The organism is Gemmobacter lutimaris (assembly GCF_003570715.1).
GTDB classification, from domain to species: domain Bacteria; phylum Pseudomonadota; class Alphaproteobacteria; order Rhodobacterales; family Rhodobacteraceae; genus Gemmobacter; species Gemmobacter lutimaris.
The window spans coordinates 102,935-128,739 of sequence record NZ_QXXQ01000012.1 but is presented as its reverse complement, the minus strand read 5'-3'; the positions used below and the strand labels follow the sequence as shown (position 1 = coordinate 128,739).

The following is a 25,805-nucleotide window of genomic DNA, read 5'->3' as shown; positions in this document are numbered from 1 at the left end:
ATTCAATAGTCCCATGTGGATCACTCCGTTGCCCCCGCCGCTCACCGCTTTGGGGGAAGGTTCACATGGCTCAGTTCTCAGTGAAAATTATGCGCCTAACCGGCTCACTTCTGGGTGAAAATCAACAGTCATATCGCTCTCCTTCATCTCTGACGCCAACATAGCTCTCGACCAGCTCTTATATAATCGGGATAATATGGCATCTTGTGATGACATAATCGGGATAGTTGTGGAGCCGGGGCTGAAGAGACTGGAGGCCGTTCTGGCCATCGCGCGGCGCGGGTCATTCCGTGCGGCGGCGCTGGATATTGGCATCTCCACCACTGCACTGTCCCATACCATCGGGCGGATGGAGGCCGAGCTTGGCGTGCGTCTTTTCAACCGCACCACCCGCAGTGTCGGGCTGACCGATGCCGGGCGCGATTTCGTCGCCCGCGTCACACCGGCGCTGACCGAAATTCGCGCGGCGATAGATGGCGTTCGGGCCCAACGCCAGACGCCGACAGGCCTGTTGCGCATCAATGCCTCGGTTCAGGCGGGCAGGGCGGTGGCGCCCCTCGTGCTGACTTTCCTCCACCGCTATCCTGACATGCAGGTTGATCTGGTGACCGAAGGGCGGTTGGTCGATATCGTTGCCGAAGGTTTCGATCTGGGCATCCGCCCCGCCGATCTGGTGCCGCGCGACATGATCGCGCTGCCAATGGGCCAGCCGCAAAGGCATGCTGTTGTGGCCGCACCGAAGTGGCTGGCCCTGCATCCTGCGCCTGCTTCGCCGGCCGATCTGAACCCCGATCATTGCCTGCGCGTGCGCCTGCCCAATGGCGCCCTGCTGCGCTGGCCGTTCGAGAAAGACGGTATATCTGTGCCCTTCGACGCCAAGGGCCGCCTGACCGTGGACGAAGCCGCCATCGCCCGCGCGGCCGTGCTGGATGGGGCAGGGATCGGCTATTTCATTGAAGCGGACGTGGCCGAAGACATTGCCGAAGGTCGCCTGATCCGCCTGTTGCCCGACTGGACACCCGCGCGGCCGGGCTTTTCCCTCTATTACCCCGGCCGCCGCAACCCTTCCGCAGGCTTCACCGCCTTCCTTGCCATGGTGCGGGGGTAATGGCCCTTTCCGGTCACTCACACCGAGATCAGTGAATGTCTGTTTTTCTGGGCCTGCGCCGCAGGTCTGGACATATCCGCTTCGTTTGGGTCACCAGATGGGCAATGTCGCTGATCGCGCTGCGGCTCTGTCACCAAAACATCGCCTACCCGTCATTAAACTCTGACGCCGCGGGCGTAGTCGGCGGGGACCGATGATCCTTTGGAGACACCCCGTGCTGAAGTCATTCCTTTCCGGCGTCGCCTTCGTCGCGCTCGCCACGCCCGCCCTCGCGCAGGAGCTGCCGCAGGCTTCGAGCCCCTGGTTCACCGCCGCGCAGGAGACCATCGCCGCACGCCTCGCGAACCAGCCGATCACCGGCAGGGCGAAGAACGTGATCCTGTTCACTGCGGATGGCAATGGCGTCGGCACGAACTACGCGATCCGCCTGTTCTCTGGCCAGCAGGCCGGAGGGCTGGGGGACGAGTATGTCCAGCCGCAGGAAACCTTCCCGAACGTGGCTCTGGTGAAGACCTATTCGTCGAATGGCCAGACCCCGGACTCCGCCCCCACTGCCATGGCGATGAACACCGGCATCAAGGGCAAGAACGGGATGATCAACATTCAGGACACCGTGGCCGAGAAGGACTGTGTCGCCGGTCTGGATGCCGGTGTGAAGACCTTTGCAGAGATCGTGTCGGAGATGGGCAAATCGGTCGGTGTGATCTCCACCGCGCGCATAACCCATGCGACCCCGGCGGCGGTCTATGCCCGCACCGCGTCGCGCGATTGGGAAGACAACACGGGCATCCCCGAGGGCTGCGCCCAGAAAGACATCGCCGACCAGCTTATCGAGCAGATGAAGGCTGGCGTGATCGACCTCGCGCTCGGCGGTGGCCGCGCCCATTTCCTGCCCGAGACTGTCACCGACGTCGAGGGCAAGGCCGGCAAGCGCACTGACGGGCGTGACCTGACCGAGGAAGCCAAGGCGATGGGCGCACAGGTGGTCTTTGCCGACACCGACTTCGCCGCGCTGACCAAGGGCGACAACGCCCCGGTGCTGGGCCTGTTCGAAGCCTCGCACATGAAATACGAAGCCGACCGCACTGGCGAGCCTTCGCTGGCCGAGATGACCGCCGCCGCGATCGAAACGCTGTCGGCCAACGAAGAAGGCTTCTACCTGAGCATCGAGGCGGGCCGCGTGGACCATGCCAACCATGACGGCAATGCCTATCGCGTGCTGACCGACGGCAAGGCCTTCGCCGATGCCATCGCCAAGGCGGTGGAGATGACCAACGCCGAGGACACCCTGATCATCGTCACCGCCGACCATGAGCACGCCATCTCGTTCAACGGCTACTGCGGTCGTGGCTCGAACATCCTTGGTCTGTGCATGAAGGAGGACGGCGCCGGGACCGCGCACAGTGGCGAGCCGAACCTTGCTGCCGACGGCAAGCCCTATACCGTGATCGGCTATCTCAACGGCGCAGGATCGGTCCTCGTCGAGCAGGCCGACAAGACCTATGCCGGTTCGCGTCCCGACCTGACAGAAGAACAGGCGACCGACATCGACTATCTGCAACAGGCGCTTATCCCGATGTCGTCGGAAACGCACTCGGGCGAGGATGTCGCGGTCTATGCCCGTGGCCCCTGGGCGCATCTCTTCGGCGGCACCATCGAGCAGAACGTGATCTTCCACGTCATGCGTCACGCTGTCACCGCCGAGTGATTGCACGATAAAGCGACGCGAGGCCCCGAGGCGATGCGGGGCCTTTGCGTCACATGGCCGCCATCGAAAGCTGCCAGACTGCCCGCAGGAGGTTCCCGATGAATCGACGTCAGGCCCTTGGCCTTCTTCCCCTCTTCGCGCTGCTGCCGTGTCTTGCCCGTGCCGATGCGCCGGTCAGGATGCGCGACCTTTACAACAAGGATCTGGGCTTTTCCAATCTCGCCCTGGCGAACGAAGGTCAGCGTATTGCCGTGTCAGGTTTCATGGCGCCGCCTCTCAAGGCCGAGTCGGTGTTCTTCGTGCTGACCAAGAAGCCCATGGCTGTCTGCCCGTTCTGCGAACCCGGCACGCCCTGGCCCGATGACCTTCTGGCAATCTACGCCAAGCGGGTGATCGAGGTGGCGCCCTTCAACGTGCCCATCGTCGTCGAAGGGGTGCTGGAACTCGGCGATTACGTTGATCCGGAATTCGGTTTCTACAGCAAGGTTCGGATCACCGATGCCAGCTACAGCCGCGTCTGAATGTCCTGGGCTGGCGCTCAGCGTGACAGACCTTCGGGTCGCCGCGCCGGGCGGACGCCTGCTTTTGTCGCTGCCCGGCCTCGATCTGCCAGCGGGTCGGTCGCTTGCTGTTCGCGGCCCGTCTGGCGCGGGCAAGTCCACGCTTCTCCACGCGCTGGCGGGCCTTCTGACGGACGTCGAAGGCGCGGTGCGCTGGGGTGAGACCGACCTGCTCTCGCTGACCGACCCTGCCCGTGCCGCGTTCCGCCGCGCCCGCGTCGGCCTCGTGTTTCAGGATTTCCTTCTGTTCGAAGAACTCGGGGCCGAGGCGAACGCGGCGCTTGCCGCGGGCTTTGCGCCTGCGTCCCAGCGGGCGGCGATTCGTCAGCGCGCGCGGTCTGCGCTGGACCGGCTGGGGCTTGGTGGAACATCGGGGCGGCTCGCCGCGAGCTTTTCCGATGGTGAGCGGCAACGGATCGCGATAGCGCGCGCTCTTGCGCATGACCCGGCCGTGATCCTTGCCGACGAACCTACGGCGAGCCTGGATCGCGCGGCGGCCGACCGGCTGATAGATGATCTGGTGGCCCTCTCGCGCGAAGATGGGCGGACGCTTGTCGTGGTAAGCCATGACCCGGCGCTAACCGAACGGCTGGACCAGTCGGTGGAGATCGTAGACGGACACCTGCGCGAGGGTCACCATGCCTGATGTCTTCTGGTTATGGGCCGGACTACCGACCACCCTGCAGGACGCCCTTCTGGCGCTGGCGCTTCTGGCGCCGGGTCTGGTGGCCGGGATCGTGGTGCTGCGCGGCCTGTCACCCTGGCCGCTGGTCCGCGCGATGCTTGGCCGGTTTTCCGCCGCGAATGTCGTTTTCGTCGCGCTGATCGCCATCTCGGTCGGTATCGGTGTGGGCCTCACCGCGCAGGAACGCGGGCTCCGGCAGGGCAGCGCGCTGGCGGCCGAGAAGTTCGACCTTGTCGTCGCGGCGCCGGGCAGCGAGATCACGCTGATGCTCGCCGCGGTCTATCTGCAACCTTCTGACGTGCCCCTCGTCTCTGGCGCGCAATATGCCGAGATCGCCGCCACCGAACGCGTTTCTCTGGCCGCACCAATCGCCTTCGGCGACAGCCACGACGGGGCGCCGGTCGTGGGCACCACGGCGGATTTCGTGGCCCACCTGTCCGGCGGTCTCGCCGAGGGGCGGCTGTTCGAGACCGCAGAAGAGGCTGTGGCGGGGGCCTATGCGCCGGTCGCGCTCGGCGAGGCGCTCACACCCGAGCATGGCCACGGGCCGACGGCGGAAGACGAGTCGCATGCCGATTTTGCCTATACCGTTACCGGAAGGATGGCCCCAACCGGCAGTCCTTGGGATCGTGCAATCCTCGTCCCGGTCGAAGGTGTCTGGGCCGTTCATGGCCTTGCCGATGGCCATGCCCCCGAGAATGCGGGGCGCATCGGCCCCCCCTTCGACCCGGACTATTTTCCGGGAACCCCTGCGGTCCTCGTCCGCTCGGACGAGCTTTGGGCCCACTACGGCCTGAAGTCCCGCTTCACCCGTCCCGACCTGATGGCCTTCTTCCCCGGCACGGTGCTGGCGCAACTGCATGTGATCATGGGCGACGTGCGCGCGGCGATGTCGCTTCTTGCGGTGGTGACGCAGGTGCTTGTCACTGTCGCGGTGCTGGCAGGGCTGATGATCCTCACCCGCATCTTCGCACGCGGCCTTGCGCTACTGCGCGCGCTGGGGGCGCCGTTGCGTTATGTCTTCGCGGTTGTCTGGGGCTATTCGGCCGCGCTGATCCTCGTCGGTGCGCTGGCCGGGCTGGTCGTCGGACTTGCCGCCGCCTCCGTGCTGTCGCGGATGGTCACCGCGCGCACCGATGTCCTTGTTTCGGCTACGCTCGGCTGGCCGGAATTGCACCTCATCGCGGGTTTCGTAAGCCTCACGCTGCTTCTTGCCCTGCTTCCTGCCTGGTCGGCCGTGCGCCGCCCCATTGTTCCTGATCTCCGCGCCTGAAAAGGTCGGCGATGCACCGCATCCTTTCCTGCGCTGATCCTTGGACTTCTTGCCGCGAAACCCGTCTTCGGGGCTGATGATCATGCCCACGTCGCCGGGGCCGGGGGGAGGTGCGTCGTCCACGCCTGCGCAAGGGCCACGGACACGGAACATCGCCGGGTTACTGCCGGGCAAAGCTATCGGAGCATTGCCGGTTATGGGCCCGACACAATAGTAAAAGACCGCTAGGCCCTATTCACCTGCGTTGCGCGAAGGCGGGGTGCGGCTGGCGGCGGAACACCGCGATGCGTATCCGTCTGAGGCCGCGGTGCTGAGCGTGATCGCAGGCAAATCGGGCTGTTCGCCGGACAGTCATCACTGTCTTTGCGCGCCGGATCGTCGGCTGGCGTGCCCTGACATCAATGAAGATCCCGTTTGTGCCCGGCGCAACGGGGCAAGCAGTATGGCAGGGGAAGACACCAGATAACAGCAGCCTGGTGCATCATTCAGACCGATTATCTCATGCCTTCCAATCAAATGCACCGGGCGCCAGATCGAGACAGGCAGCGATCTCCCGTCCGGCATCTCCGGCGGCGCCTGCGACAATGCCCTTGCAGAATGCGTCAAGCGTCGTGGCGTCGGTGTGGAATTGTCGCCTTTTGATCGCCACAATGCGGGCGCACTATCTCTGGGTGGACGGAAACGGTGTGAGTCTCATGCGGTGAGGCGATGCTTCGGTTCACATGGATCATCAGGGGATGGAAACGATGTCAGATCCCAGAATCATTCATGTTGATGACTGTCCGGACATCAGGGTTCTGGTGAAGATCGCGCTTGAGACAGTTGCGGGGCTTCCCCTTGTCCAGTTCGAAAGTGGCGACGAGGTGGTCCGCCATGCCCAGGACATCGAGGCGGATCTCTTTCTGCTCGACGTGATGATGCCGGGGCTGACGGGGCCTCAGGCGTTTCAGCAGCTGCGCGCCATGCCAAGATTCTCCGCCACCCCCGCGATCTTTCTGACCGCGAAGGCGACAGAGCGGGAATTGAAGGATCTGAAAGGGCCGGGCATCCTTGGCACGATCACCAAACCCTTTGATGCCCTGACCTTGGGCCAGCAGATCCGCGCCCTTTGGGACGCCAGCCTGTTCGGGCGGGTGGCATGATCATCCGTTCATGACATGTTGCACCCTCATGCCCTGTCCTGTCGTGTCCGGGTCAGTTCACGAACTCGGCCACCGGGAACAGTGCGGCGCAGACCTTGTCACCATCAATGACAAGCGGCGCACCGACGGGCGAGGCAGACATGCCGATCCGGGCCATCCAGCGCCTGAACACCGAGGGAACGATACCGATGACATGCGTGGCACCTGCCTCGCGGGCAACCTGCGCCATCTCGGTCATCAGCATGGTCTGGACCTGTGCCCGCAGCTTGGCCGGTACGTCCGTCCTGATGAACAGGCGGGTCGCCTCCCAGATCAGCGGGGATACCGGCGCCTCGAAAAACAGGATGTCGCGGGGCAGGCTGTCCAGCAGTCCAAGCTGGGCATCGCGCAGCATGTAGCTGTGCAGGCCGACTCTGGATGTGGTGGGCAACAGGCGTATCCCGGCCAGCACCTCGCCATAACTGTGAATGGCGATCAGCCGCGCCTGGGCGGTATCATACTGATCGAACTCGATTCCTTCGGTTTCAGGCAGATCCCAGCCCTTGCCTTCGATGAAGACCTTGTGCCGCATCCGCATGAAATCGACGAAAAGATCGCCATGCTTGTGAATGTTCGTGAAGGTCAGGGTGGTCGCCTTCAAGGCGCCGCCCACCAGGGGTTCCACCCTGTTTTCCTTCGGATGAATGACCGCAGTCTTTTTCAGGACGATGCGATCGGTGGCGTTGCTCTCGGGCAGAAATTGCGGACTGGTTACAGGAAAGAACAACCGAGCTGAACGCAACCTAGCCGGTTTCAGACCTTCCATGCCTACCTCGACGTTTCGTGTTCTTCTCTTTTGATATGCACGTTTATGGCGAAATGTGCCACAGTTTTTCCTCTTTTTGGCGACAATGTTTCGTCATTCAGGTTAATAATATCAACCTGGAGTGGTGAGTTGAGCGAAGTGTCGGCCTACAGACCCAACGAAACACGCGGTGCAAGCCGTGTCGCGGGCCAGTTCGGGTTGTTGTGGAAACGACTGACGACCACCCGCACGGACGAAGATCGCCTGCAACGGCAACTTCTGGACTATGCAGAGGTCGGACAAAGGTTGTTCTGGCAGCGCCAAATGATCTTTGGTGTCGCACTTCTTCTTGCCGGTGTCTACTACAGCTTGCCGCTTGCGGTGCTGAATCTTGTCATGGTCGTGGTCAGCGAGGCCTATGACTTCCGGGTGTTCCAGAACATTTCCAAGGCCAAAGACCACGGGCAGAAGCCGGGTCAGCGGCATTTCTGGAGTGTCGTGATCGGCACGATCATCAGTTCCGGTGCCATCAGCTTCTTCGCTATCTGGATCTCCATCCTTCAGGGACAGGGCTCGCATTTCATGCCCATGTTCTTCCTGTTCGCGGCGGGTGTGTTTGCTGCCATGAACAATCACCACCTTCTGTGCATCTTGGCGCTGCGGCTGGCTATCTATGGGGTGACTTTCTTCGCAATTCCGATCCGCGACGTCGTCCTGACAGGCGCGGATCTCGGGTCAGAGCTTTGGGTACAGTTGTTCACCAGCGTTTTCGTGGCCTATTTCATCATTGATTGCTCGCGGATATTCCTGTCCATGTATCGCACGAACATGGAGCGGCTGATCGAGCTGGAAGTGCAGAACAAGAAGATCGAGGCCGCCCTTGCGGCCAAGTCGGCCTTCCTGTCCACCATGAGCCATGAGCTGCGGACCCCGCTGACCTCGATCAGCGCCTCGCTGGATCTGGCGCTGTCGGGCAATCTGGGCAAGGTGGACGAGGCACCGAAGCGGGTGCTTGAAATCGCGCAAAGAAACTCCAAAACGCTGAAATCGCTGATTGACGAGGTGCTGGACCTTCAGAAGGCGAGTGCTGGCAAGCTGCAACTGCAATGTCACACCACGGATCTTGTGGCGCTGGTGCAGGAGGCGGTCGATGTGAATCAGCCCTACGCGGGCCGTTTCGGCTGCGTCATCCAGTTCGTCAGGCCGGCAGAGCCGATCTATGCCTCTGTGGATGTTCAGAGAATCACGCAGGCGCTTAGCAACATGTTGTCGAATGCTGCGAAATTCTCGCCCGCCGAAAGCGAGATCGAGGTGAGCATCATGATGCGGCAGGACATGGCGCTGATCGAGGTCCGCGATCAGGGTGAGGGGCTGGACGAGGCCCGAAAGGACGAAGTGTTCGAGCCTTTCACCCAGCTCGATTCGGGGGACGGGCGCAAGGCTGGTGGCACAGGGCTGGGTCTGAGCATCACCAAGCAGATCATCGAGGCGCATGACGGCCGGATTGATTACTACCGGGGGCCGGTGCGTGGCACGGTGTTTGCGATGACCCTGCCGGTGCAGGGCAAGGCCGCAGCAGCCTGACCGCATCGCGCTTGTGGCAGGCAGTCCGGGCGCAGGACATCGACGGCCGGATCTGCAAGCATCCTGCCATCTGCAAACGCAAAGTATGAATTTGCGGCAGGGCGGCTGTTGGGGTGGCGGTTAGGGCCGCGATATATGCCTTTATTGCGGGCCAAGTGGACTTGGACCCGGTTTTGCCCTATGTTTGTTGCACATTTTACCGCTTCGGCGGGCCTTCCAATATATTTTTGCAGGAGAACGGCATGTCGAAATACATGTTCCCCGGCGCTCCGGTCACCGGGATCTTGGGGTCGGACACGGATCGTTTCAATTCATTCGATCTTGCGACACTGGGGAATGGCAAGGTGGTTGCCGTTGCCGGTTATTCCAGAGGCGAGGGGGATGATGCCCGGTCTTTCATCGCCGTGACGCTTTTGAATGCTTCCGGTCAGGTGACGGGTAAACCCGTTGTGCTGGATCGTGGCGCGCCGGTAGAAGGCCCCTTCGGTGCGCTGGACCGGGTAGCTTACGCGCGGGCGGTGCCGATGGAAGACGGTTTTCTTGTCAGCTGGACACGGCTGCGCGCGGACGAAACACCGACTGTGATGATGCAGCGCTTCGATAAGGCGGGAAAGGCGCGCGGCGAGGCGGTCGATCTTTACGCGACCGAGGATACCCCGCCCAGAGGTGTGCAGATCGCTGCGCTGTCCGGGGGCGGCTTCATCACCGTGCGCACGATCAGCAACTTTTTCGACACGGCCGACAACGGCGTCTGGGTGCAGGTGCGTGGTGCGAATGGTGCGGCGAAGGGCAAGGAATTCCGGCTGGAAGGGTCGCAGAGTGTTTCATCCTCCTCGCGGGTGGAACTGTCTGTCGGGGCCGATGGCGAAACCATCGTCAGCTTCGACAGCGGTCTGACGCGGGCGGTCAGGCTGGATGCCAAGGGAAAGCCGCTGGATGATTATTTCGTGGCGAACGGCTTTCCCGACGGCATCACCCCCGGCTATACGACACCGGCCCTGCTGGCGCCGATCGCGCCGGGCAAGATTGCCGCGGTCTGGACGGGCACGTTCAAGGAAGGTGTCGGCACCGACATCATGATCCGCGTGATGCAGGCGGATGGCAGCGAGCCGGGCCAGATTTATCGCGTAAACAATTATGCGCAGGGCACCCAATCCGATCCGGTCGTTCTGGAACGTCCCGGCGGCGGGTTGATCGTGCTGTGGCGCGACAGCGATGGGCATGGTGATGACGAGGCGGGAATCTACGCCCGCCAGATCGGTGCGAACGGCAAGCCTCAGGGGCCGGAACTGCGCATCAGCCCCTTCGACCAGACGGTGCCGCGCGAACTTGACGCTGCGCTGACCGGCGACGGCCATCTGATCGCCGGCTGGAGCCAGACGGGATTCTGGCCCGGTCTCTGGCTGGAGCGCGTGCAGACCTGGTTGTCCGATGACGTGGACCTTGGCACCCGGCGGGCCAATACGATGACCGGCGACAATGACGTCGATTCCTTTTCCGGGCAGGGCGGGGCCGACCGACTTGTGCTGAAAGGGGGTGACGATCTTGGATATGGCGACAGCGGCAAGGATACGGTGGATGGCGGCGCGGGGCAGGATCTGCTCAACGGTGGCACAGGCGATGACCGGTTGAGCGGTGGAACCGGGGCCGACATGATATTCGGCGAGGCTGGCCGGGATGTGCTGCTGGGCGGCTCGGGTGCCGATTACATGCGGGGCGGGACTGGCGATGATCGGCTGTCCGGGCAGGCGGGCAACGACGATCTGGCGGGCGATATCGGCAACGACCTGCTGTTCGGCGGCGGGGGCAATGACCGGCTGGACGGCGACGCAGGCAATGACCGGGTGAACGGCGACAGTGGCAGCGATACGCTTTTGGGCGGGGCCGGGGATGACACGCTTTCAGGCGGCGCAGGGGATGACCTGCTTACTGCCGCGCAGGGCGATGATGTTCTGAAAGGCGGTGGCGGCAACGATACGCTGCGCGCCAGTGACGGGACCGACAGGATGACCGGCGGCGCAGGGGCCGACAGCTTTGAATTCAACCTGTTCAACGAAAGAATGGTAGTTACCGATTTCGAGGCTGGCACCGACAGATTGGGTCTTGTCAAATCCGGCTTCAGCCGCATTGCCGACATGACGGTAGAACAGATCGTCGATACCTATGGCCGCGTCGTCAAGGGCGATGCGGTGCTGGATTTCGGCACCGGCCTCTTCGGTTATGATCAGGTCATTACAATAGAGGGGATGGGCAGTCTGAAAGTGCTGGCCCAGAACATAGATCTGCTCTGAGCCGGGTTGTGGGCTGTGGCCGCACGGCCCCGTTTTCAGCGCTTGCGCGCGTCCAGTTCCGCATTGAACAGGCGCAGGCGGTGGGTCAGGTTGTCGCTGTCGATCACGCTGGTCCAGTTTTCAAACAGGAATGACAGCGCCTCGCCCTCGTCCAACCCGGCCTCCTGCGCGAATTTGCGCAGGCGGCGATAGCCGTCCTCGGTCATGGCAACGGGAAAGCGGCGGGTCAGGCGAAAGCGGCGGGGCATGGGCGTCTCCGGTCGGGCTGGGGCAAAATCCTTTGTGCAAGGATTTTGCCCGATGTCGCCCGCAGCTTAGAATGCCTCGGCCGCCAGCGCCATAACCGGATCGGCGCCGCTTTCGATTCTCGCCAGATGCGCGGCGCAGGCCGGAAGCTGACGCGCCATGTAATACCGCCCCGTGGCGATCTTGGTTTCATAGAAGGCTTTATCTGCGGCACCCGCATCCAGCGCGTCATGGGCCGCTTTCGCCATGCGGGTCCACATCAGGCCAAGGCAGACATGCCCCATCAGATGCATGAAGTCGTAAGACCCGGCCAGCGCGGCATTGGGGTTCTTCATCCCGTTCTGCATGAAGAACATGCCCGCCGCCTGCATCTGCTTTGACGCTGCCTTCAGCGCTTCGGTGAAGGGGGCCATGCGGGCATCGCCTTCATGTGCCTTGCATTCGGCCTTCACCATCTCGAAAAATGCCATGACATGCTTGCCGCCATCCGCAGCCAGTTTGCGCCCCACGAGGTCCAGCGCCTGAACACCGTTCGCGCCCTCATAGATCATGGCGATCCGGGCATCGCGCACGAACTGCGACATTCCCTGTTCCTCGATATAGCCATGCCCGCCGTAAACCTGCTGGGCCTGCACCGCCATCTCGAAACCCTTGTCGGTCTGGAAGCCCTTGATGACAGGCGTCAGCAGACCCACCAGCCCGTCGGCCGCCGCGTCGTTCTGGCGGTGGTGGCGGTCGATCAGCGAGGCGCCCCAGAAGGTCAGCGCGCGGGCGCCTTCCACGAAGGATTTCTGGTCCATCAGGCTGCGGCGGATGTCCGGATGCACGATCAGCGGATCGGCAGCCCCGGCGGGATTCTTGGCCCCGGTCACATCGCGGCCTTGCAGGCGGTCCTTCGAATAGGCGACGGCGTTCTGATAGGCGGCTTCCGCCACCGCATAGCCTTGCAAGCCCACACCCAGACGCGCCTCGTTCATCATGGTGAACATGGCACGCATGCCCTTGTGCAATTCGCCCAGCAGGAAGCCGGTCGCGCCGTCATAGTTCAGCACGCAGGTGGCATTGCCGTGAATGCCCATCTTCTCTTCGATCTTGCCGACGGAAACCGCATTGCGGTCGCCCAGGCTGCCATCCTCCTTGACCATGAACTTCGGCACGATGAACAGCGAAATGCCCTTGGTGCCCTCGCCACCGCCCGGCGCCTTGGCCAGCACCAGATGGATGATGTTTTCGGCCATGTCATGCTCACCAGCCGAAATGAAGATTTTCTGCCCGGTGATTTTGTAACTGCCATCCGCCTGCGGTTCGGCTTTGGTGCGCAGAAGCCCCAGGTCGGTGCCGCAATGCGGCTCGGTCAGGTTCATCGTGCCGGTCCATTCACAGGACACCATCTTCGGCAGATAAGTTGCCTTCTGGTCGTCCGTGCCATGGGCATGGATCGCCGAATAGGCGCCATGGGTCAGGCCCTGATACATGTTGAAGGCCATGTTGGCGGAAACGAAGATCTCGCCCACGGCGGTGCCCATCAGGTACGGCAGGCCCTGGCCGCCATATTCCGGGTCGCAATCCAGTGCGGTCCAGCCGCCTTCCTTCATTGCCTCGAATGCGGCCTTGAAGCCTTCGGGCGTCCGCACCACGCCGTTTTCCAGAACACAGCCCTGTGCATCGCCCACCGCATTCAGTGGCGCCAGCACCTCGGAGGCGACCTTGCCCGCCTCATCCAGCACAGCCGAAGTGAAGCTCGCGTCCAGATCCTCATATCCGGGCACGCCGGTTTCGGTGACGCGCAGCACATCTTGCAGCAGGAACTGCATGTCTTTCACGGGGGCGGTATAGGTGGGCATGTCTCTCTCCCTTCGGGTCTTGCTCTGGGCGGGTGCCGGTCAGGCGCCGCCACGGTTTCTGAGGCCGGCCATCATCTCTTCGCCCCAGGCCATCTGGGTCTTGAGCTCGGCGATTGCCTCGTTCAGTTCGTCGCGCTGCGCCTCCATGGCGTGCAGCCGCTCCTGTGCCAGTTCATAGGTGCGCTTCAGCTGCGCCTCCTGCTGGCTCGGGTCGTGGTCATACATGTCCAGAAGCTGCCGGATATCTTCCAGCGAAAAGCCGAAGCGCTTGCCGCGCAGGATCAGCTTCAGCCGCGCGCGGTCGCGGCGGGTGAACAGGCGGCGTGTGCCCTGACGGATCGGGAACAGCAGTTCCTTCTGCTCATAGAAGCGCAGTGTGCGGGGTGTCACCTCGAAGGCGTCACACATTTCGCGGATCGACAGGGTGTCCGACAGGTCGGTTTGCGTCAAACGGGTCATACGGGGTCTCGTGCAGAGTTACTCTGCGTCAGAGATGCGGGGTCTGACCTTTTGATACCAGAGGGATCGAAGTTGACGTAAACATAACGTCACGTCAGTTTTTCGGTGACGTAATGTCCTGAAATCTGACGCAACGTCAGCGCAATTTTCTGACCCCGTGTGAACCGGGTTTCAGGTCTCGCCCAGTTCCTTCACCGCCGTTTCGCGCAGGGCCTGCAAATCCGCGATGGTCACATCCAGTTCGTTACGCTGGCGGGCCAGTTCGGCCAGTTGCCGGTCAGCGAGGCCGATCCAGGCTTCCAGTTGCGGCCGGGTGCCCTGTTGCTGATAGATCAGAAGCCACTGGCGCAATTCCTCCAGCGAAAAACCGAAGCGGCGGCCGCGCAGGATCAGCGTCATCCGGGCAATCTCGCGCGGGCCATAGAACCGGGCGCGGCCTTCGCGTTCGGGGGCCAGAAGCTCTATATACTCGTAATAGCGCAAGGTCCGGGGCGTGACGTCGAACCGGGCGCACATTTCCTTGAATGTCAGGCGGGTATCGGTCATGCACGGTCCTCCTTGCCTGCCCAACCTAAGGGCAAACCGCCCCCGGTTGCAATCGGGCTTGGTGCGAAGGCTGCGGCAGGGGTTGCGGCGGAGGCGCGCAAGATGTCACATGGCGCGGCAGGTTCCGGCACAAGAGGCAGGCCATGAGCAACGACAGGCGCGACATCGCGCGCAAATTCATCGAGGCGCTGCCCCATGCGCGGGCGCTGGGCATGCGGCTGGAAGAGTTTGGCGATGCCCGTGCGGTGATCGCCATGGCCTATGATCCGCGGTTCATCGGCGATCCGGCGACGGGGGTTATCCATGGTGGCGCGGTTTCGGCACTGATGGATACAGCAAGCGGTGCGGCGGTGATGGCGCATGGCCTTGCCCCGGCGGGCACCGCCACCATCGACCTGCGGATTGATTACATGCGCGCGGCGACGCCGGGCCAGACCATCCGCGCCCGCGCCGAATGCTATCATGTCACCCGCAGCGTGGCCTTCGTGCGGGCAACCGCGCTGGACGATGACGAAAGTCGCCCCGTCGCCTCGGCCACCGGCGCCTTCACCATGGAACCCGGCCCCGGCACGCCGGTGGAGGGCGGCAAATGAGCCCGCGTCAGAAGCCCGAGCCTGTTCAGGTGCTCAAACAGCGCCGCGACGGTGCGCTGCGCCGTCTGGTCGAGGGGGTGCCCTATATCAGCTTCCTCGGGATCCAGTTTGACCGGCGTGGCGACGAGTTGACCGCAATCCTGCCCTTCAAGGACGAGCTGATCGGCAACCCTCTGCTGCCCGCCCTGCACGGCGGCGCCACAGCGGCGTTTCTTGAGGTGACGGCGATCATCGAACTGAGCTGGTCGATGCTGTGGGAGGAGATGGAGAAAGGCAGTCTCGATCCCGCCACCATCGACGCGACGCATCTGCCACGCCTGCCCAAGACGATTGATTTCACCGTGGATTATCTGCGTTCGGGCCTGCCGCGCGATGCTTATGCGCGGGCGCGGGTCAACCGTTCGGGCCGCCGCTATGCCAGTGTGCATGTCGAGGCGTGGCAGGACAACCGTTCGCGGCTGTTCGCGCAGGCGACCGGGCATTTCCTGATGCCGGACCGCGAGGGCTGACCCCGTGACCCCGGTGACCCATCGCCGGGTGCTGCATATCGCGGCGCCCATTGTGCTGTCGAATGCCACGGTGCCCCTGCTGGGGGCAGTAGATACCGGGGTGGTCGGGCAGATGGGGACGGCGGCACCCATCGGGGCGGTGGGCATCGGCGCGATTGTGCTGGCGACCTTCTACTGGATCTTCGGCTTCCTGCGCATGGGCACCAGCGGCCTTGCCGCGCAGGCGCATGGCGCGGGTGACGCGCCGGAACGCACGGCGGTGCTGCTGCGGGCGCTGATGATCGGCTTCGCAGTCGGCGCGGTGTTGATCGTGACGCAAGGCGCCCTGTTCTGGGCGGCGTTTCGCGTGGCGCCAGCCTCCCCCGAGGTCGAGGCGCTGGCGCGGCAATACCTTACCCTGCGCATCTGGGGCGCCCCGGCGACCATCGCGCTTTACGCCGTCACCGGCTGGCTGATCGCGCTGGAGCGCACGCGGGGCGTTCTGGTGTTGCAGCTTTGGATGAACGGGCTGAACATCCTTCTGGACCTGTGGTTCGTTTTGGGGCTTGGCTGGGGTGTGCGGGGCGTGGCCGGGGCCACGCTGATCGCCGAATGGTCAGGGCTGGCGCTGGGTCTCTGGCTCTGCCGCGATGCTTTTGGCCCTGCACTGGCCTCTGCGCGGGTGCGGCTGTTTGACAGTCCGGCGCTGCGCCGCATGGCCTTGATCAATGGCGACATCATGATCCGGTCCGTTCTGCTGCAAGGCGCCTTCACCACCTTCCTGTTCCTTGGGGCGGGGCAGGGCGACGTGACGCTGGCCGCCAATCAGGTGCTGCTGCAATTTCTGGAAATCACCGCCTACGCGCTGGACGGTTTTGCCTTCGCGGCCGAAACGCTGGTGGGGCAGGCGGTGGGTGCGCGTTCGCGTCCGGTGCTGCGACAATCGGTGCGGCTGCCGTTTCTCTGGGGGCTGGGCGGGGCCGCCCTGATGGCTGCGGGCTTCGCGCTGGCGGGCGGGGCCATCATTGATCTGATGACCACATCCTCCGAGGTCCGGGCCGAGGCGCGCGCATTCCTGCCGTGGATGGTGGTCGCTCCGCTGATTGGCACCGCAAGCTGGATGTATGACGGCATCTATATCGGCGCCACTGCCACGCGCGAGATGCGCAACGCCATGATCCTGTGCGTCGCGCTTTACGCCGCTGTCCTTGCCGTTCTGTTGCCTCTTTGGGGCAATCACGGGCTCTGGGCCTCGCTGATGATCCTGAACGCGGCGCGGGGGCTGACACTGGGTTGGCGCTGGCCCCGGCTTGAGGCGCGGCTGGCCATCGTATGAACCCTAAGGCCGAAGCCGCGCAAACAGCGCCGAGGCACCCCATCCCGCCAGCGCCGCAATCAGCAGCGAGGCAAGGCCGTAAAGCAGCGGCCAGTCATGCGCGCTTTGATACAAGAACCGCTCCAGCCCGGCCTTGCGCACCCAGATCCGCCGTTTGATCGTATCGACCACGCGGCCCTCGCGCGTCAGAAAGATGCGGACAGTATAATCGCCCTCGGTCAGCGCGGCAGGCAGGGCGACATCGGTGCGAAACAGCGTCTGTTCGGTCAGTTGCACCCCGCCTTCGCGCAGGGAGTATTTCCCATCACCCGTGCGTATGCGTTGCAGCGCATCCACGAAGGCGGGCGCCTCGTCCGCCTCGGACGCGATCCCGACCGAGCGGATGGCGCGGGGAATTGTGATGCGATGGCGCAGGTCATCGGTTTCCGACAAGACCTGTGCCAGCGGACCCGAGGTCACTACGGCATAGAAACTGGGCGCCCGGTCAATCTCGACCGCCGCGTTGTTCTGCCATATCCCCCAGACCCGATCCTTGCGCCGCACGGCGACCGGGCCTTCCGGCCCCTCGACCGTAACAATGACCTGGATGGTCGGGCCGCGCGGCGGCGGCGCCTCGCGCTTCACCGCACCGTAGATCAGGATTTCCGCCCCGGCATAATCGGCGGTGATCGACACGGATGACTGGCTCAGCCCCGCGACGATTTCCTCGCCGGGGTCATTGGCAAGGGCAGGCGAGGCGACCAGAAGAAGCGCGAGAAACAGCCCCTTCATGGCAGGCGCCCCGGCGTGATCGAATAAAACTCCTCGGGTGTCAGCAACAGGTCCAGCCCGACGCGGAAACAGACCGCCAGCACCAGAAGCGCCAGCATGATGCGCATCTGGTCGGCCCGCAGCTTCACGCCCACCCGCGCGCCGATCTGTGCGCCGATCACGCCGCCTCCGATCAGGGTCAGTGCAAGAAGGATGTCAACCGTCTGGCTGGACACCGCATGCATGACGGTGGTGAATGCGGTGACGAAGATGATCTGAAACAGCGAGGTGCCGATCACCACCTTGGTGGGCATGCCCAGCAGGTAGATCATCGCGGGCACCATGATGAAGCCACCGCCTACACCCATCACCGCCGACAGGAAGCCCACGATGGCGCCCACGCCCAGCGGCGGCAGCACGCTGATGTAAAGGCCCGAGGCGCGGAACTTCATCTTCAGCGGCAGCCGGTGCACCCAGGTATGGACATGCGCGCGTCGCACCTCCACCTTGCCCGCCTTGCGGGCGCGCAGGATGGCCCGCAGGCTTTCCTGAAACATCATCAGTCCGACGAGGCCCAGAAACAGCACATAGGACAGTTGCACGAACAGATCGACCTGCCCCGCGGCGCTGAGCAGCGAGAAGACCCAGATGCCGAGGGCCGAGCCGATGAAGCCGCCGACCAGCAGCACGACCCCCATGCGGAAATCCACCGCCTTGCGCTTCAACTGTGCCAGAACGCCGGAAATCGACGAAGCAACCACCTGATTGGCTCCGGTGGCCACCGCCACGGCGGGCGGAATGCCGATGAAGAACAGAAGCGGCGTAATCAGAAAGCCGCCGCCCACCCCGAACAGCCCCGACAGAAAGCCGACGATCGCACCGATCCCGATCAGCGCGAAAGCGTTGACAGAGACCTCGGCGATAGGGAGGAACAGCGTCATGGGCGGGTCCGGTCGGCGAAGGGTCTTCAGGGAGCGGGTGTCTTCAGGAAACGGGCAGGCCCGTCCTCAAGACTTGCGTTCTTCCGCCTGCCTTGTCAAACGCTTGTCCGGCGCAGTGGCTGCACCGGACTGTCGCACGTTGCATCCTTGCCGCGCTGCGGCGCGATCAGCGTTCCTTCACATAAGGCTCGCCGCCCGCGCGCGGCGGGACTGCCTTGCCGATGAAACCCGCCAGAATGACCACGGTCAGGATATAGGGCAGCGCCTGGGTGAACTGCACCGGGATCATCACGAAGCCGAGGTCGATGCTCTGATACCGGATCGACACCGCCTCCAGCAGGCCGAACAGCATGCAGGCCGCCAGCGCATACCATGGCCGCCATTTGGCGAAGATCAGCGCGGCCAGGGCAATGAAACCCTTGCCGGCCGTCATCTCACGTCCGAAGCCCGCCGCCAGTGCCGTTGAAAGGTATGCCCCCGCCAGACCGCAAAGAATGCCGGTGATCGCCACCGCCGCATAACGGATGCCGGTGACGGACACGCCGGCCGTATCCACCGCCGCCGGGTTTTCGCCCACCGCCCGCAGCCGCAGGCCAAAGCGGGTGCGATACAGCAGCCAGGCCGAAGCCGGAACCAGCGCGATGGCGACATAGACGAGGATCGAATGGCCCGAGATCAGTTCCGAATAGATCGGTCCCAGCACCGGCACGGGTGCAAGGCTGCCCGCGAAAGGCAGGGTGATCGGCTCGAACCGTGCGGCACCTTCCAGCGAGGGGGTGCGCCCGCCCAGCCCGAACCATTTCTGCCCCAGCAGAACGGTCAGGCCAGAGGCAAGGAAATTGATGGCCACCCCGGAAATCAGTTGGTTGCCCCGGAAGGTGATAGAGGCCAGGCCATGGAGCCCCGCCAGCATCAGCGAGGCGAATATCCCCGCCAACAGCCCCAGCCAGACGGATCCTGTTGCCGCCGCCGCCGCCGCCGAGGCGAAGGCCGCGATCAGCATCTTGCCCTCCAGCCCGATGTCGAACACGCCGGATCGTTCGGAATAAAGCCCCGCCAGACAGGCAAGCAGCAAGGGGGTGGCCAGTCGCACCGTGGAATCAAGAAGCTGGATCAGCGCTGCGAAATCCATCATTGCCCCCCCCGGCCTGACGCAAGGAACATCCGCTTCAGCGGCGCCCGCACCATTTCATCCAGCGCGCCGGTGAACAGGATGACCAGCGCCTGAATGACAGTGATCAACTCGCGCGGGATCTTCGTCCACAGCGCCAGTTCCGCGCCGCCCTGATACAAAAAGCCGAACAGCAGTGCCGCGAAGAACACGCCGACCGGATGGCTGCGCCCCATCAGCGCCACCGCGATGCCGATGAAGCCCGCACCCTCGACGCTGTTCAGCAGCAGCCGGTTTGCCTCGCCCTGCACGGTGTTCACTGCCATCAGACCCGACAGCGCGCCGGAAATCAGCATCGCATACATGGTGATGCGCACGGGGGAGATACCGGCATAGATCGCGGCCTTTTCCGATTTGCCGAAAGACCGGATTTCATAACCCAGTCGCGTGCGCCAGATGATTGCCCAGACCACCACGCAGGCGATCAGCGCGACAAAAAGGCTCACATTGGCGGGGGTGCCCTTGGCAAAGGGAATACCGATCCAGCCCAGCATCTGATGCAGGTCGGGCAAGTTGGTTTCTGCCGGGAAACGGGCCGAGGCCGGGTCCATCTGGCCGCGCGGGCGCATGACATTGACCAGCAGATAGTTCAGCAGTGCCGCCGCGATGAAGTTGAACATGATCGTGGTGATCACGATATGGCTGCCGCGTTTCGCTTGCAGCCAGGCTGGCACCGCCGCCCATGCCGCGCCAAAGGCTGCCGACAGCACGACCGAGGCCAGGAGCGCAAGGCTCCAGTGCGGCCAGGGCAGCATCAGGCAGGCGATGGCCACGCCCAGCCCGCCCAGCGTCGCCTGTCCTTCGCCGCCGATGTTGAACAGCCCGGCGTGGAAGGCGATGGCCACTGCCAGCCCGGTGAAGATGAAGTTGGTGGCGTAGTAAAGCGTATAACCCCAGCCATAGGTGGACCCCAGCGCCCCGGTGACCATGATCTTCAGCGCCTCGACGGGATCTTCGCCGATGGCGAGGATCACGAGACCCGAAATCACGAAAGCGATGATCAGGCTCAACAGCGGCACCAGCACCGCATCGGCCCATTTCGGCATCCGGCCCATGTTACGCGGCCTCCCCGCTGACACCGGCCATCAACAGGCCCAGTTCCCGTTCGTTCGTCTGGTCGGGCAGTCGTTCACCCATGATCCGGCCATCGAACATCACCGCGATACGGTCGGCGAGCGACATGATCTCATCCAGCTCGACCGAGACCAGCAGCACTGCCTTGCCCGCGTCGCGCAGCGCGACGATCTGCTTGTGGATAAACTCGATCGCGCCGATGTCCACGCCGCGCGTCGGCTGCCCCACCAGCAGCAGGTCGGGATTGCGCTCGATCTCACGTGCGACGACGATCTTCTGCTGGTTACCGCCCGAGAAATTCTTGGCGGCCAGTGTCGGGATCGGCGGGCGCACGTCGAAGGTCGCCATCTTCTTTTCGCAATCGGCGCGGATGGCATCATTGTCCATCAAAAGCGCCGACTTCTGATATTCCGGCGCATGGTGATAGCCGAAGGCCACGTTCTCCCACGCCGTGAAATCCATGATCAGCCCCAGAACCTGCCGGTCCTCGGGCACATGGGCGATGCCATCGGCGCGACGGCTTTGCCCATCGGAATGGCGGCCGGTCAGATCCAGCTCGCGCCCGTTCAGCCGGATGGTGCCGGTGCCGCGCGCGATGCCGCCCAGCACCTCCAGCAGTTCCGACTGGCCGTTGCCTGCGACGCCCGCGATGCCCAAGATTTCGCCCGCGCGGATGGTCAGGCTGATTCCTTTCAGCCGCTCGACCCCCTGCGGATCGCGGACGCGCAGGTTTTCGACCTCCAGCACGGTCTGGCCGGGGGTGGCGGGCTTCTTCTCGACCTGCAACAGCACCTTGCGGCCCACCATCAACTCGGCCAGTTCCTCGGGGCTGGTCTCGGCGGTGCGCACTGTCGCTACCATGGTGCCGCGCCGCATGACGCTGACGGTATCGGTGGTTTCCATGATCTCGCGCAGCTTGTGGGTGATCAGGATGATGGTCTTGCCCTGATCGCGCAGTCCTTTGAGGATGCGGAACAGATGGTCCGCCTCGGCGGGTGTCAACACGCCGGTCGGTTCGTCCAGAATGAGGATGTCGGCCTGCCGATACAGCGCCTTGAGGATTTCGACACGCTGCTGGTGCCCCACGCTCAGATCCTCGATCAGTGCGTCGGGGTCCACATCCAGTTCATATTCGCGGGCCAGATCGGCCAGCACCTTGCGCGCCTTCGCCAGAGAGGGCGCCAGCATGCCGCCCTCTTCGGCGCCAAGGATCACGTTCTCCAGCACCGTGAAATTCTGAACCAGCTTGAAATGCTGGAACACCATCCCGATGCCGGCGCGAATGGCGCTCTGGCTGTCGGGGATGGAGGTGACGCGGCCGTCAATGACGATCTCGCCCGCATCGGCCTTGTAGAAGCCATACAGAATCGACATCAGCGTCGATTTCCCGGCGCCATTCTCGCCGATGATCCCGTGGATCGACCCCTTTGCGACCTGGATCGAGATGTCCTTGTTGGCCTGCACCGGCCCGAACGCCTTCGAGATGCCCCGCAACTCGATTGCGAAGGGGGCGGCAGATGCCTGCCGCCCCGAAATGTCTGCGCCGCCCATGCGGATCAGAAATTGGCCGCCGGACAGGTATCGTCCGACATGTAGTCATGCACGACCAGTTCGCCGGACTTGATCTTCTCGGCAGCGGCATCCACCGCGGCCTTCATCTCGTCAGAGACGAGGGGCGCGTTGTTCTCGTCCATCGCATAGCCCACACCGTCTTCCTTCAGGCCCAGCACATTGAAGCCGGGTTTGAGGTCTGCACCTTCCTTGAAAGCCTCGTAAACCGCGACATCGACACGTTTCAGCATCGAGGTCAGAACCTTGCCGGGGTGAAGGTGGTTCTGGTTGCTGTCCACCCCGATGGACAGGATGCCCTCATCCGCCGCGGCCTGAAGCACGCCGATCCCGGTGCCGCCCGCCGCCGCATAGATCACATCAGCGCCTTGCGATTTCTGCGCTTTCGCCAGCTCCGCACCCTTCACCGGATCATTCCATGCGGCAGGGGTGGTGCCGGTCATATTGAGGATCACGGTCGCATCCGGGTTCGCCGCCTTGGCACCCTGGGCATAACCACAGCCGAACTTGCGGATCAGCGGAATGTCCATGCCGCCGATGAAGCCGACAGTGCCGGTTTTCGAGGCCAGGGCGGCCATCATGCCAACCAGATAAGACCCTTCATGTTCCGAGAACACCACCGATTTGACGTTCGGCTGTTCGACCACCATGTCGATGATGGCGAATTTGGTATCCGGGAAATCGGGGGCCACGGTGTTCAGCACATCGCCAAAGGCGAAGCCGGTCATCACCACCGGGTTGGCGCCGGATTCGGCCAGACGGCGCAGCGCCTGTTCGCGCTGGGCTTCCGACTGCATTTCCAGTTCCTTGTAGGAACCGCCGGTTTCCTTGGCCCATTTTTCGGCCCCGTTGAAGGCGGCCTCGTTGAAGGATTTGTCGAACTTGCCGCCCAGATCGTAGATGATCGCCGGATCGGCCGAAGCTACTGCCGAAGACAGCGCCAGCGTTGCCGCCGCGCCGAGCAGGGTTTTCATCAGGGTCATGGAATACTCCCGGTTGTCGTTACAGTGACCAGCCCCCTGCCATCAGTCACGGGGCGGGGGTCTTGCAAGCATTGTAGGGCGGCGAGACCGGGATCGGTCAAGATGGAATCGCGGGATGTGGCTCCGGGGTTTGATCTTCCGGTCAAAATGCCTTCATTTGCTGCATTCCGGGGCAGGGCCAACTGTCCGGGACATGATCAGCCCGTCGATGCGCCGCCCGCCTGACGCTGCGTAATATCCGCGCCTGCAACCGCTTTGAGCGAATCCCTGCTGCTGGTAAAGTGCAATTGCGGGGGTATTTTCGGCCGAGACTTCCAGAAACGCCATTTCGGCCTGCCGCTTCCGCGCGGCGTTGAGGAACCCCGCGACCAGGCGCGCGCCGATGCCCTGACGCCGCGCCTCGGGGAGGACAGCAAGGGTCAGCAATTCCGCCTCGCCAGCCACGGCGCGACCCAGCAGAAAGCCCTGCGGTTCGGTCAGCAAGAAACACAGGGGATCGGTCGCCAGACCGGCAAAGTCGCGCGCCGACCAGGGGGCGGGCGTGGTGAAGCAGCGCGCGTGCAGGGCGGCCATGTCCTCGGGCGTCATGGCAGGATCACAGGCGGTGGGTCGGCGGGGGGCGCCGCATCGGCTCCGCGCAGGTAGAAGGGGGCCGGGCGGGGGCCGGGGGCGCGGGTCGCGGCGATCCGCGCAATCGCCTCGGCCAACGCAACGGCCGGGGGCAGGGCGTCGGGCAGGGCGCTGCCGGTGACATGCGGCGCCTCCGGCAGGGCATTGGCAGGCATCAGCCGTGCTGTTTCCAGCCCCGGCAGGCCGAAACCCTGCACGTAGGCCTCACCGCGCCTTGCATCCTCGGCCACCAGAAGCGGGCGAGGCAGGCCATCGGCCAGCGCCTCCAGCCGTGTGACACCGATCGCCGGGACGCCAAGCCCCAGCGCGAGGCCGCGCGCTGTCGCCACGCTGATCCGCACGCCGGTAAAATTGCCAGGTCCGGTGCCGACGCCAAGCCGCGTCAGATTGCCCCAGCCGATATTGGCTTCGGCCAGAAGCTCCTCTAGCAGCGGCAGCAGACGTTCGGCCTGACCTTTCTCCATCGGTTCCAGCCGGTTCAGCACACGACCGTCCGGCAAAAGCAAAGCGGCCGCGCAATGCGCGGCCGATGTGTCGAAGGCCAGAACGGTCTCAGGCGGCAACGGGGCGCACCTCGGTCACCTCGGGGATGTAGTGGCGCAGCAGGTTCTCGATCCCCATCTTCAGCGTCAGGGTCGAGGAGGGGCAGCCCGCGCATGCGCCCTGCATGTGCAGGTAGACCACGCCGCGATCAAAGCCATGGAAGGTGATGTCGCCACCATCCTGCGCCACGGCCGGACGCACACGGGTATCCAGCAACTCTTTGATCTGGCGCACGATGTCGTCATCTTCCGCCGCGTGATTGCTGGCGTGACCGCCGCCAGAAGCTTCGCCCTGCATCACCGGGGCACCCGACTGGTAATGTTCCATGATCGCGCCGAGGATCGCGGGCTTGATATGGTCCCAAAGGCTGCTTTCCGCCTTGGTTACCGTCACGAAATCCGAGCCGAAGAACACGCCCGTCACACCCGGCACCGCGAAGATGCGGCTGGCCAGCGGGCTTTTCGAGGCAGCCTCGGCGCTTGGAAAATCGGCAGTGCCGACATCCAGCACGGCGCGGCCGGGCAGGAATTTCAGCGTGGCGGGGTTCGGGGTCGATTCGGTCTGGATGAACATGGGTAATCTCCGACGGTATTCATCGGATATGCGCCCGGTGGGCGGTCAAGTCAAGTTTGGAACCGTTCTAAATCTGTCCGCCCGATCACTCGTCCGTGTAATAGGCATACATCTGTTCCAGTGCGGTCATCGGGCGCAGTGGGCGCGTGTCGGCCTGATGCGAGAAATAGACCAGTGAATCCTCTGGCTTTTCAGGAGCCGGCTGCACCGGGGTTGCGGGGGTTTTGCGGAGGCGCATGAACATGGCGGAACCTTTCGTTCGTGTCCGTCCTCCCTGTGGTCAATATATGCTGCATTGCGGCGATAATCGAGTCCGTATGCTGCAATTGCGAAATTCCGTTACGGCATGGCTTCAACCAAGACCGCGCCGCAGCCGGTTCAGCATGATGCGCACGATCAGCCGGTGCGCTGGCCCGACTGGCAGCATGTAGACCCGGCCAAAGCGATTATGCGTCACCACCGAAGCGGTGATCGCTACATCTGGCCCGCTGCAATCGGTCGAGATCATCACATCCAGATGGCGGTCGCGGGCGGTCAGCACAAGCTGGTCGTCGCTGATCGCCTCGACGGTGAAGAAATCCATCCGGTCGCCGGGTTTTGGCACACCCGCCGGGCGGCCACTGAAACCGCCGATGCGTTCCACCCCGAAGCGGGAAGAAATCGCGTCGCGGATGCGGAAGGCGAGTTTCAGTCCGGGCAGCGGGTCCGCCATGATGCGGTTCCAGACCTCAAGCGGGCCAAGGGCGCGGGGCAGGGTGACATGCTGGCTGGCGTAATAGGCCAGCCGGTCACGCGGGGCGACAAGGGCGGGGGTCATGCGCGCCGCCCCGCGAGGGCCGTATCGTCAGGTTCGTGGGTGGTGTTCATGCGCGCCTCCTGCTGTATTCAGAATGCCGCAGCGCGGCGTGCGGGGCAAGGCGGCGC

Annotated in this window: 27 protein-coding genes; 11 read left to right on the top strand and 16 right to left on the bottom strand. The window is 63.7% G+C overall.

Going from position 1 to position 25,805, the window contains the following annotated elements:
- Positions 1-229: 229 nt before the first annotated feature.
- The 6 genes from D2N39_RS17685 to D2N39_RS17660 all read left to right on the top strand — a co-directional run bounded on the left by D2N39_RS17685 (position 230) and on the right by D2N39_RS17660 (position 6,476).
- The gene (locus D2N39_RS17685) at positions 230-1,108 is read left to right on the top strand and encodes a LysR family transcriptional regulator (protein WP_199725293.1); all 879 of its coding nucleotides are present in this window, start codon (positions 230-232) and stop codon (positions 1,106-1,108) included.
- Positions 1,109-1,322: 214 nt separating this feature from the next.
- Entirely contained in the window at positions 1,323-2,816 is a 1,494-nt protein-coding gene (locus D2N39_RS17680) for an alkaline phosphatase (protein ID WP_325048516.1), read from the top strand.
- A gap of 98 nt (positions 2,817-2,914) precedes the next feature.
- Complete coding sequence (locus D2N39_RS17675; RefSeq protein ID WP_119136092.1) at positions 2,915-3,337, top strand: hypothetical protein; 423 nt, start codon at positions 2,915-2,917, stop codon at positions 3,335-3,337.
- Between the two features lie 22 nt (positions 3,338-3,359).
- Positions 3,360-4,022 carry an ABC transporter ATP-binding protein gene (locus tag D2N39_RS17670; protein ID WP_233557251.1) on the top strand — a complete coding sequence of 221 codons (663 nt, stop codon included), beginning with the start codon at positions 3,360-3,362 and terminating at the stop codon, positions 4,020-4,022.
- Positions 4,015-5,334, top strand: coding sequence for an ABC transporter permease family protein (locus D2N39_RS17665; RefSeq protein WP_119136090.1), 1,320 nt, complete (start codon positions 4,015-4,017; stop codon positions 5,332-5,334). The genes D2N39_RS17670 and D2N39_RS17665 overlap by 8 nt, the downstream gene beginning before the upstream one ends.
- A 746-nt stretch (positions 5,335-6,080) precedes the next feature.
- Positions 6,081-6,476, top strand: coding sequence for a response regulator (locus tag D2N39_RS17660; RefSeq protein WP_119136110.1), 396 nt, complete (start codon positions 6,081-6,083; stop codon positions 6,474-6,476).
- Positions 6,477-6,528: 52 nt separating this feature from the next.
- Here D2N39_RS17660 and D2N39_RS17655 read toward each other — a convergent pair whose 3' ends face one another.
- Entirely contained in the window at positions 6,529-7,140 is a 612-nt protein-coding gene (locus D2N39_RS17655; protein WP_233557249.1) for an acyl-homoserine-lactone synthase, read from the bottom strand.
- A gap of 279 nt (positions 7,141-7,419) precedes the next feature.
- On the opposite strand from D2N39_RS17655, the gene D2N39_RS17650 reads away from it, so the two are divergent.
- Complete coding sequence (locus D2N39_RS17650) at positions 7,420-8,844, top strand: sensor histidine kinase (RefSeq protein ID WP_233557252.1); 1,425 nt, start codon at positions 7,420-7,422, stop codon at positions 8,842-8,844.
- 242 nt (positions 8,845-9,086) lie between these two features.
- Positions 9,087-11,135, top strand: a complete 2,049-nt coding sequence (locus D2N39_RS17645; RefSeq protein WP_119136088.1) for a calcium-binding protein — start codon at positions 9,087-9,089, stop codon at positions 11,133-11,135.
- A 35-nt stretch (positions 11,136-11,170) separates the two neighbouring features.
- Here the strand turns inward: D2N39_RS17645 and D2N39_RS17640 are convergent, their stop codons facing one another.
- The 4 genes from D2N39_RS17640 to D2N39_RS17625 form a co-directional block, all read right to left on the bottom strand.
- Positions 11,171-11,383, bottom strand: a complete 213-nt coding sequence (locus tag D2N39_RS17640) for a hypothetical protein (RefSeq protein ID WP_119136087.1) — start codon at positions 11,381-11,383, stop codon at positions 11,171-11,173.
- 66 nt (positions 11,384-11,449) lie between these two features.
- Positions 11,450-13,225, bottom strand: coding sequence for an acyl-CoA dehydrogenase C-terminal domain-containing protein (locus tag D2N39_RS17635; RefSeq protein WP_119136086.1), 1,776 nt, complete (start codon positions 13,223-13,225; stop codon positions 11,450-11,452).
- A gap of 39 nt (positions 13,226-13,264) precedes the next feature.
- The gene (locus D2N39_RS17630) at positions 13,265-13,684 is read right to left on the bottom strand and encodes a MerR family transcriptional regulator (RefSeq protein WP_119136085.1); all 420 of its coding nucleotides are present in this window, start codon (positions 13,682-13,684) and stop codon (positions 13,265-13,267) included.
- 171 nt (positions 13,685-13,855) lie between these two features.
- The gene (locus tag D2N39_RS17625) at positions 13,856-14,230 is read right to left on the bottom strand and encodes a MerR family transcriptional regulator (RefSeq protein ID WP_119136084.1); all 375 of its coding nucleotides are present in this window, start codon (positions 14,228-14,230) and stop codon (positions 13,856-13,858) included.
- Positions 14,231-14,373: 143 nt separating this feature from the next.
- On the opposite strand from D2N39_RS17625, the gene D2N39_RS17620 reads away from it, so the two are divergent.
- Genes D2N39_RS17620 through D2N39_RS17610 form a run of 3 tightly spaced genes read left to right on the top strand, consistent with a single transcriptional unit; the run spans position 14,374 to position 16,647 of the window.
- Positions 14,374-14,823 carry a PaaI family thioesterase gene (locus D2N39_RS17620; RefSeq protein ID WP_119136083.1) on the top strand — a complete coding sequence of 150 codons (450 nt, stop codon included), beginning with the start codon at positions 14,374-14,376 and terminating at the stop codon, positions 14,821-14,823.
- Positions 14,820-15,332, top strand: coding sequence for a PaaI family thioesterase (locus D2N39_RS17615; RefSeq protein WP_119136082.1), 513 nt, complete (start codon positions 14,820-14,822; stop codon positions 15,330-15,332). Before D2N39_RS17620 ends, D2N39_RS17615 begins: the two co-directional genes overlap by 4 nt.
- A 4-nt stretch (positions 15,333-15,336) precedes the next feature.
- Positions 15,337-16,647: an MATE family efflux transporter gene (locus tag D2N39_RS17610; protein ID WP_119136081.1), complete on the top strand. Its 1,311-nt coding sequence runs from the start codon at positions 15,337-15,339 to the stop codon at positions 16,645-16,647.
- Between the two features lie 3 nt (positions 16,648-16,650).
- Here the strand turns inward: D2N39_RS17610 and D2N39_RS17605 are convergent, their stop codons facing one another.
- The 11 genes from D2N39_RS17605 to D2N39_RS17560 form a co-directional block, all read right to left on the bottom strand.
- Positions 16,651-17,418, bottom strand: a complete 768-nt coding sequence (locus D2N39_RS17605) for a TIGR02186 family protein (protein WP_119136080.1) — start codon at positions 17,416-17,418, stop codon at positions 16,651-16,653.
- Positions 17,415-18,338: a sulfite exporter TauE/SafE family protein gene (locus D2N39_RS17600; RefSeq protein ID WP_119136079.1), complete on the bottom strand. Its 924-nt coding sequence runs from the start codon at positions 18,336-18,338 to the stop codon at positions 17,415-17,417. The genes D2N39_RS17605 and D2N39_RS17600 overlap by 4 nt, the downstream gene beginning before the upstream one ends.
- A 166-nt stretch (positions 18,339-18,504) precedes the next feature.
- A complete protein-coding gene (locus D2N39_RS17595; protein WP_119136078.1) occupies positions 18,505-19,473 on the bottom strand; it encodes an ABC transporter permease in 969 nt (322 codons plus the stop codon).
- Positions 19,470-20,564 (bottom strand): ABC transporter permease, encoded by a 1,095-nt coding sequence (locus tag D2N39_RS17590; protein WP_119136077.1) that lies wholly within the window; start codon positions 20,562-20,564, stop codon positions 19,470-19,472. The genes D2N39_RS17595 and D2N39_RS17590 overlap by 4 nt, the downstream gene beginning before the upstream one ends.
- 1 nt (position 20,565) lies before the next feature.
- Positions 20,566-22,134 (bottom strand): ABC transporter ATP-binding protein, encoded by a 1,569-nt coding sequence (locus D2N39_RS17585; RefSeq protein ID WP_119136076.1) that lies wholly within the window; start codon positions 22,132-22,134, stop codon positions 20,566-20,568.
- 5 nt (positions 22,135-22,139) lie between these two features.
- On the bottom strand, positions 22,140-23,135 hold the full coding sequence (locus D2N39_RS17580) for a BMP family lipoprotein (protein ID WP_119136075.1): 996 nt from the start codon (positions 23,133-23,135) through the stop codon (positions 22,140-22,142).
- 153 nt (positions 23,136-23,288) lie between these two features.
- A complete protein-coding gene (locus tag D2N39_RS17575; protein WP_119136074.1) occupies positions 23,289-23,723 on the bottom strand; it encodes a GNAT family N-acetyltransferase in 435 nt (144 codons plus the stop codon).
- Positions 23,720-24,328 carry a tRNA (adenosine(37)-N6)-threonylcarbamoyltransferase complex dimerization subunit type 1 TsaB gene (tsaB, locus tag D2N39_RS17570; protein ID WP_119136073.1) on the bottom strand — a complete coding sequence of 203 codons (609 nt, stop codon included), beginning with the start codon at positions 24,326-24,328 and terminating at the stop codon, positions 23,720-23,722. Before tsaB ends, D2N39_RS17575 begins: the two co-directional genes overlap by 4 nt.
- Positions 24,318-24,881 carry a NifU family protein gene (locus tag D2N39_RS17565; RefSeq protein ID WP_119136072.1) on the bottom strand — a complete coding sequence of 188 codons (564 nt, stop codon included), beginning with the start codon at positions 24,879-24,881 and terminating at the stop codon, positions 24,318-24,320. The genes tsaB and D2N39_RS17565 overlap by 11 nt, the downstream gene beginning before the upstream one ends.
- Before the next feature lie 85 nt (positions 24,882-24,966).
- A complete protein-coding gene (locus D2N39_RS22970; RefSeq protein WP_158589864.1) occupies positions 24,967-25,125 on the bottom strand; it encodes a hypothetical protein in 159 nt (52 codons plus the stop codon).
- Between the two features lie 108 nt (positions 25,126-25,233).
- Positions 25,234-25,698: a DUF2867 domain-containing protein gene (locus D2N39_RS17560; RefSeq protein WP_119136071.1), complete on the bottom strand. Its 465-nt coding sequence runs from the start codon at positions 25,696-25,698 to the stop codon at positions 25,234-25,236.
- Positions 25,699-25,805 lie beyond the last annotated feature (107 nt).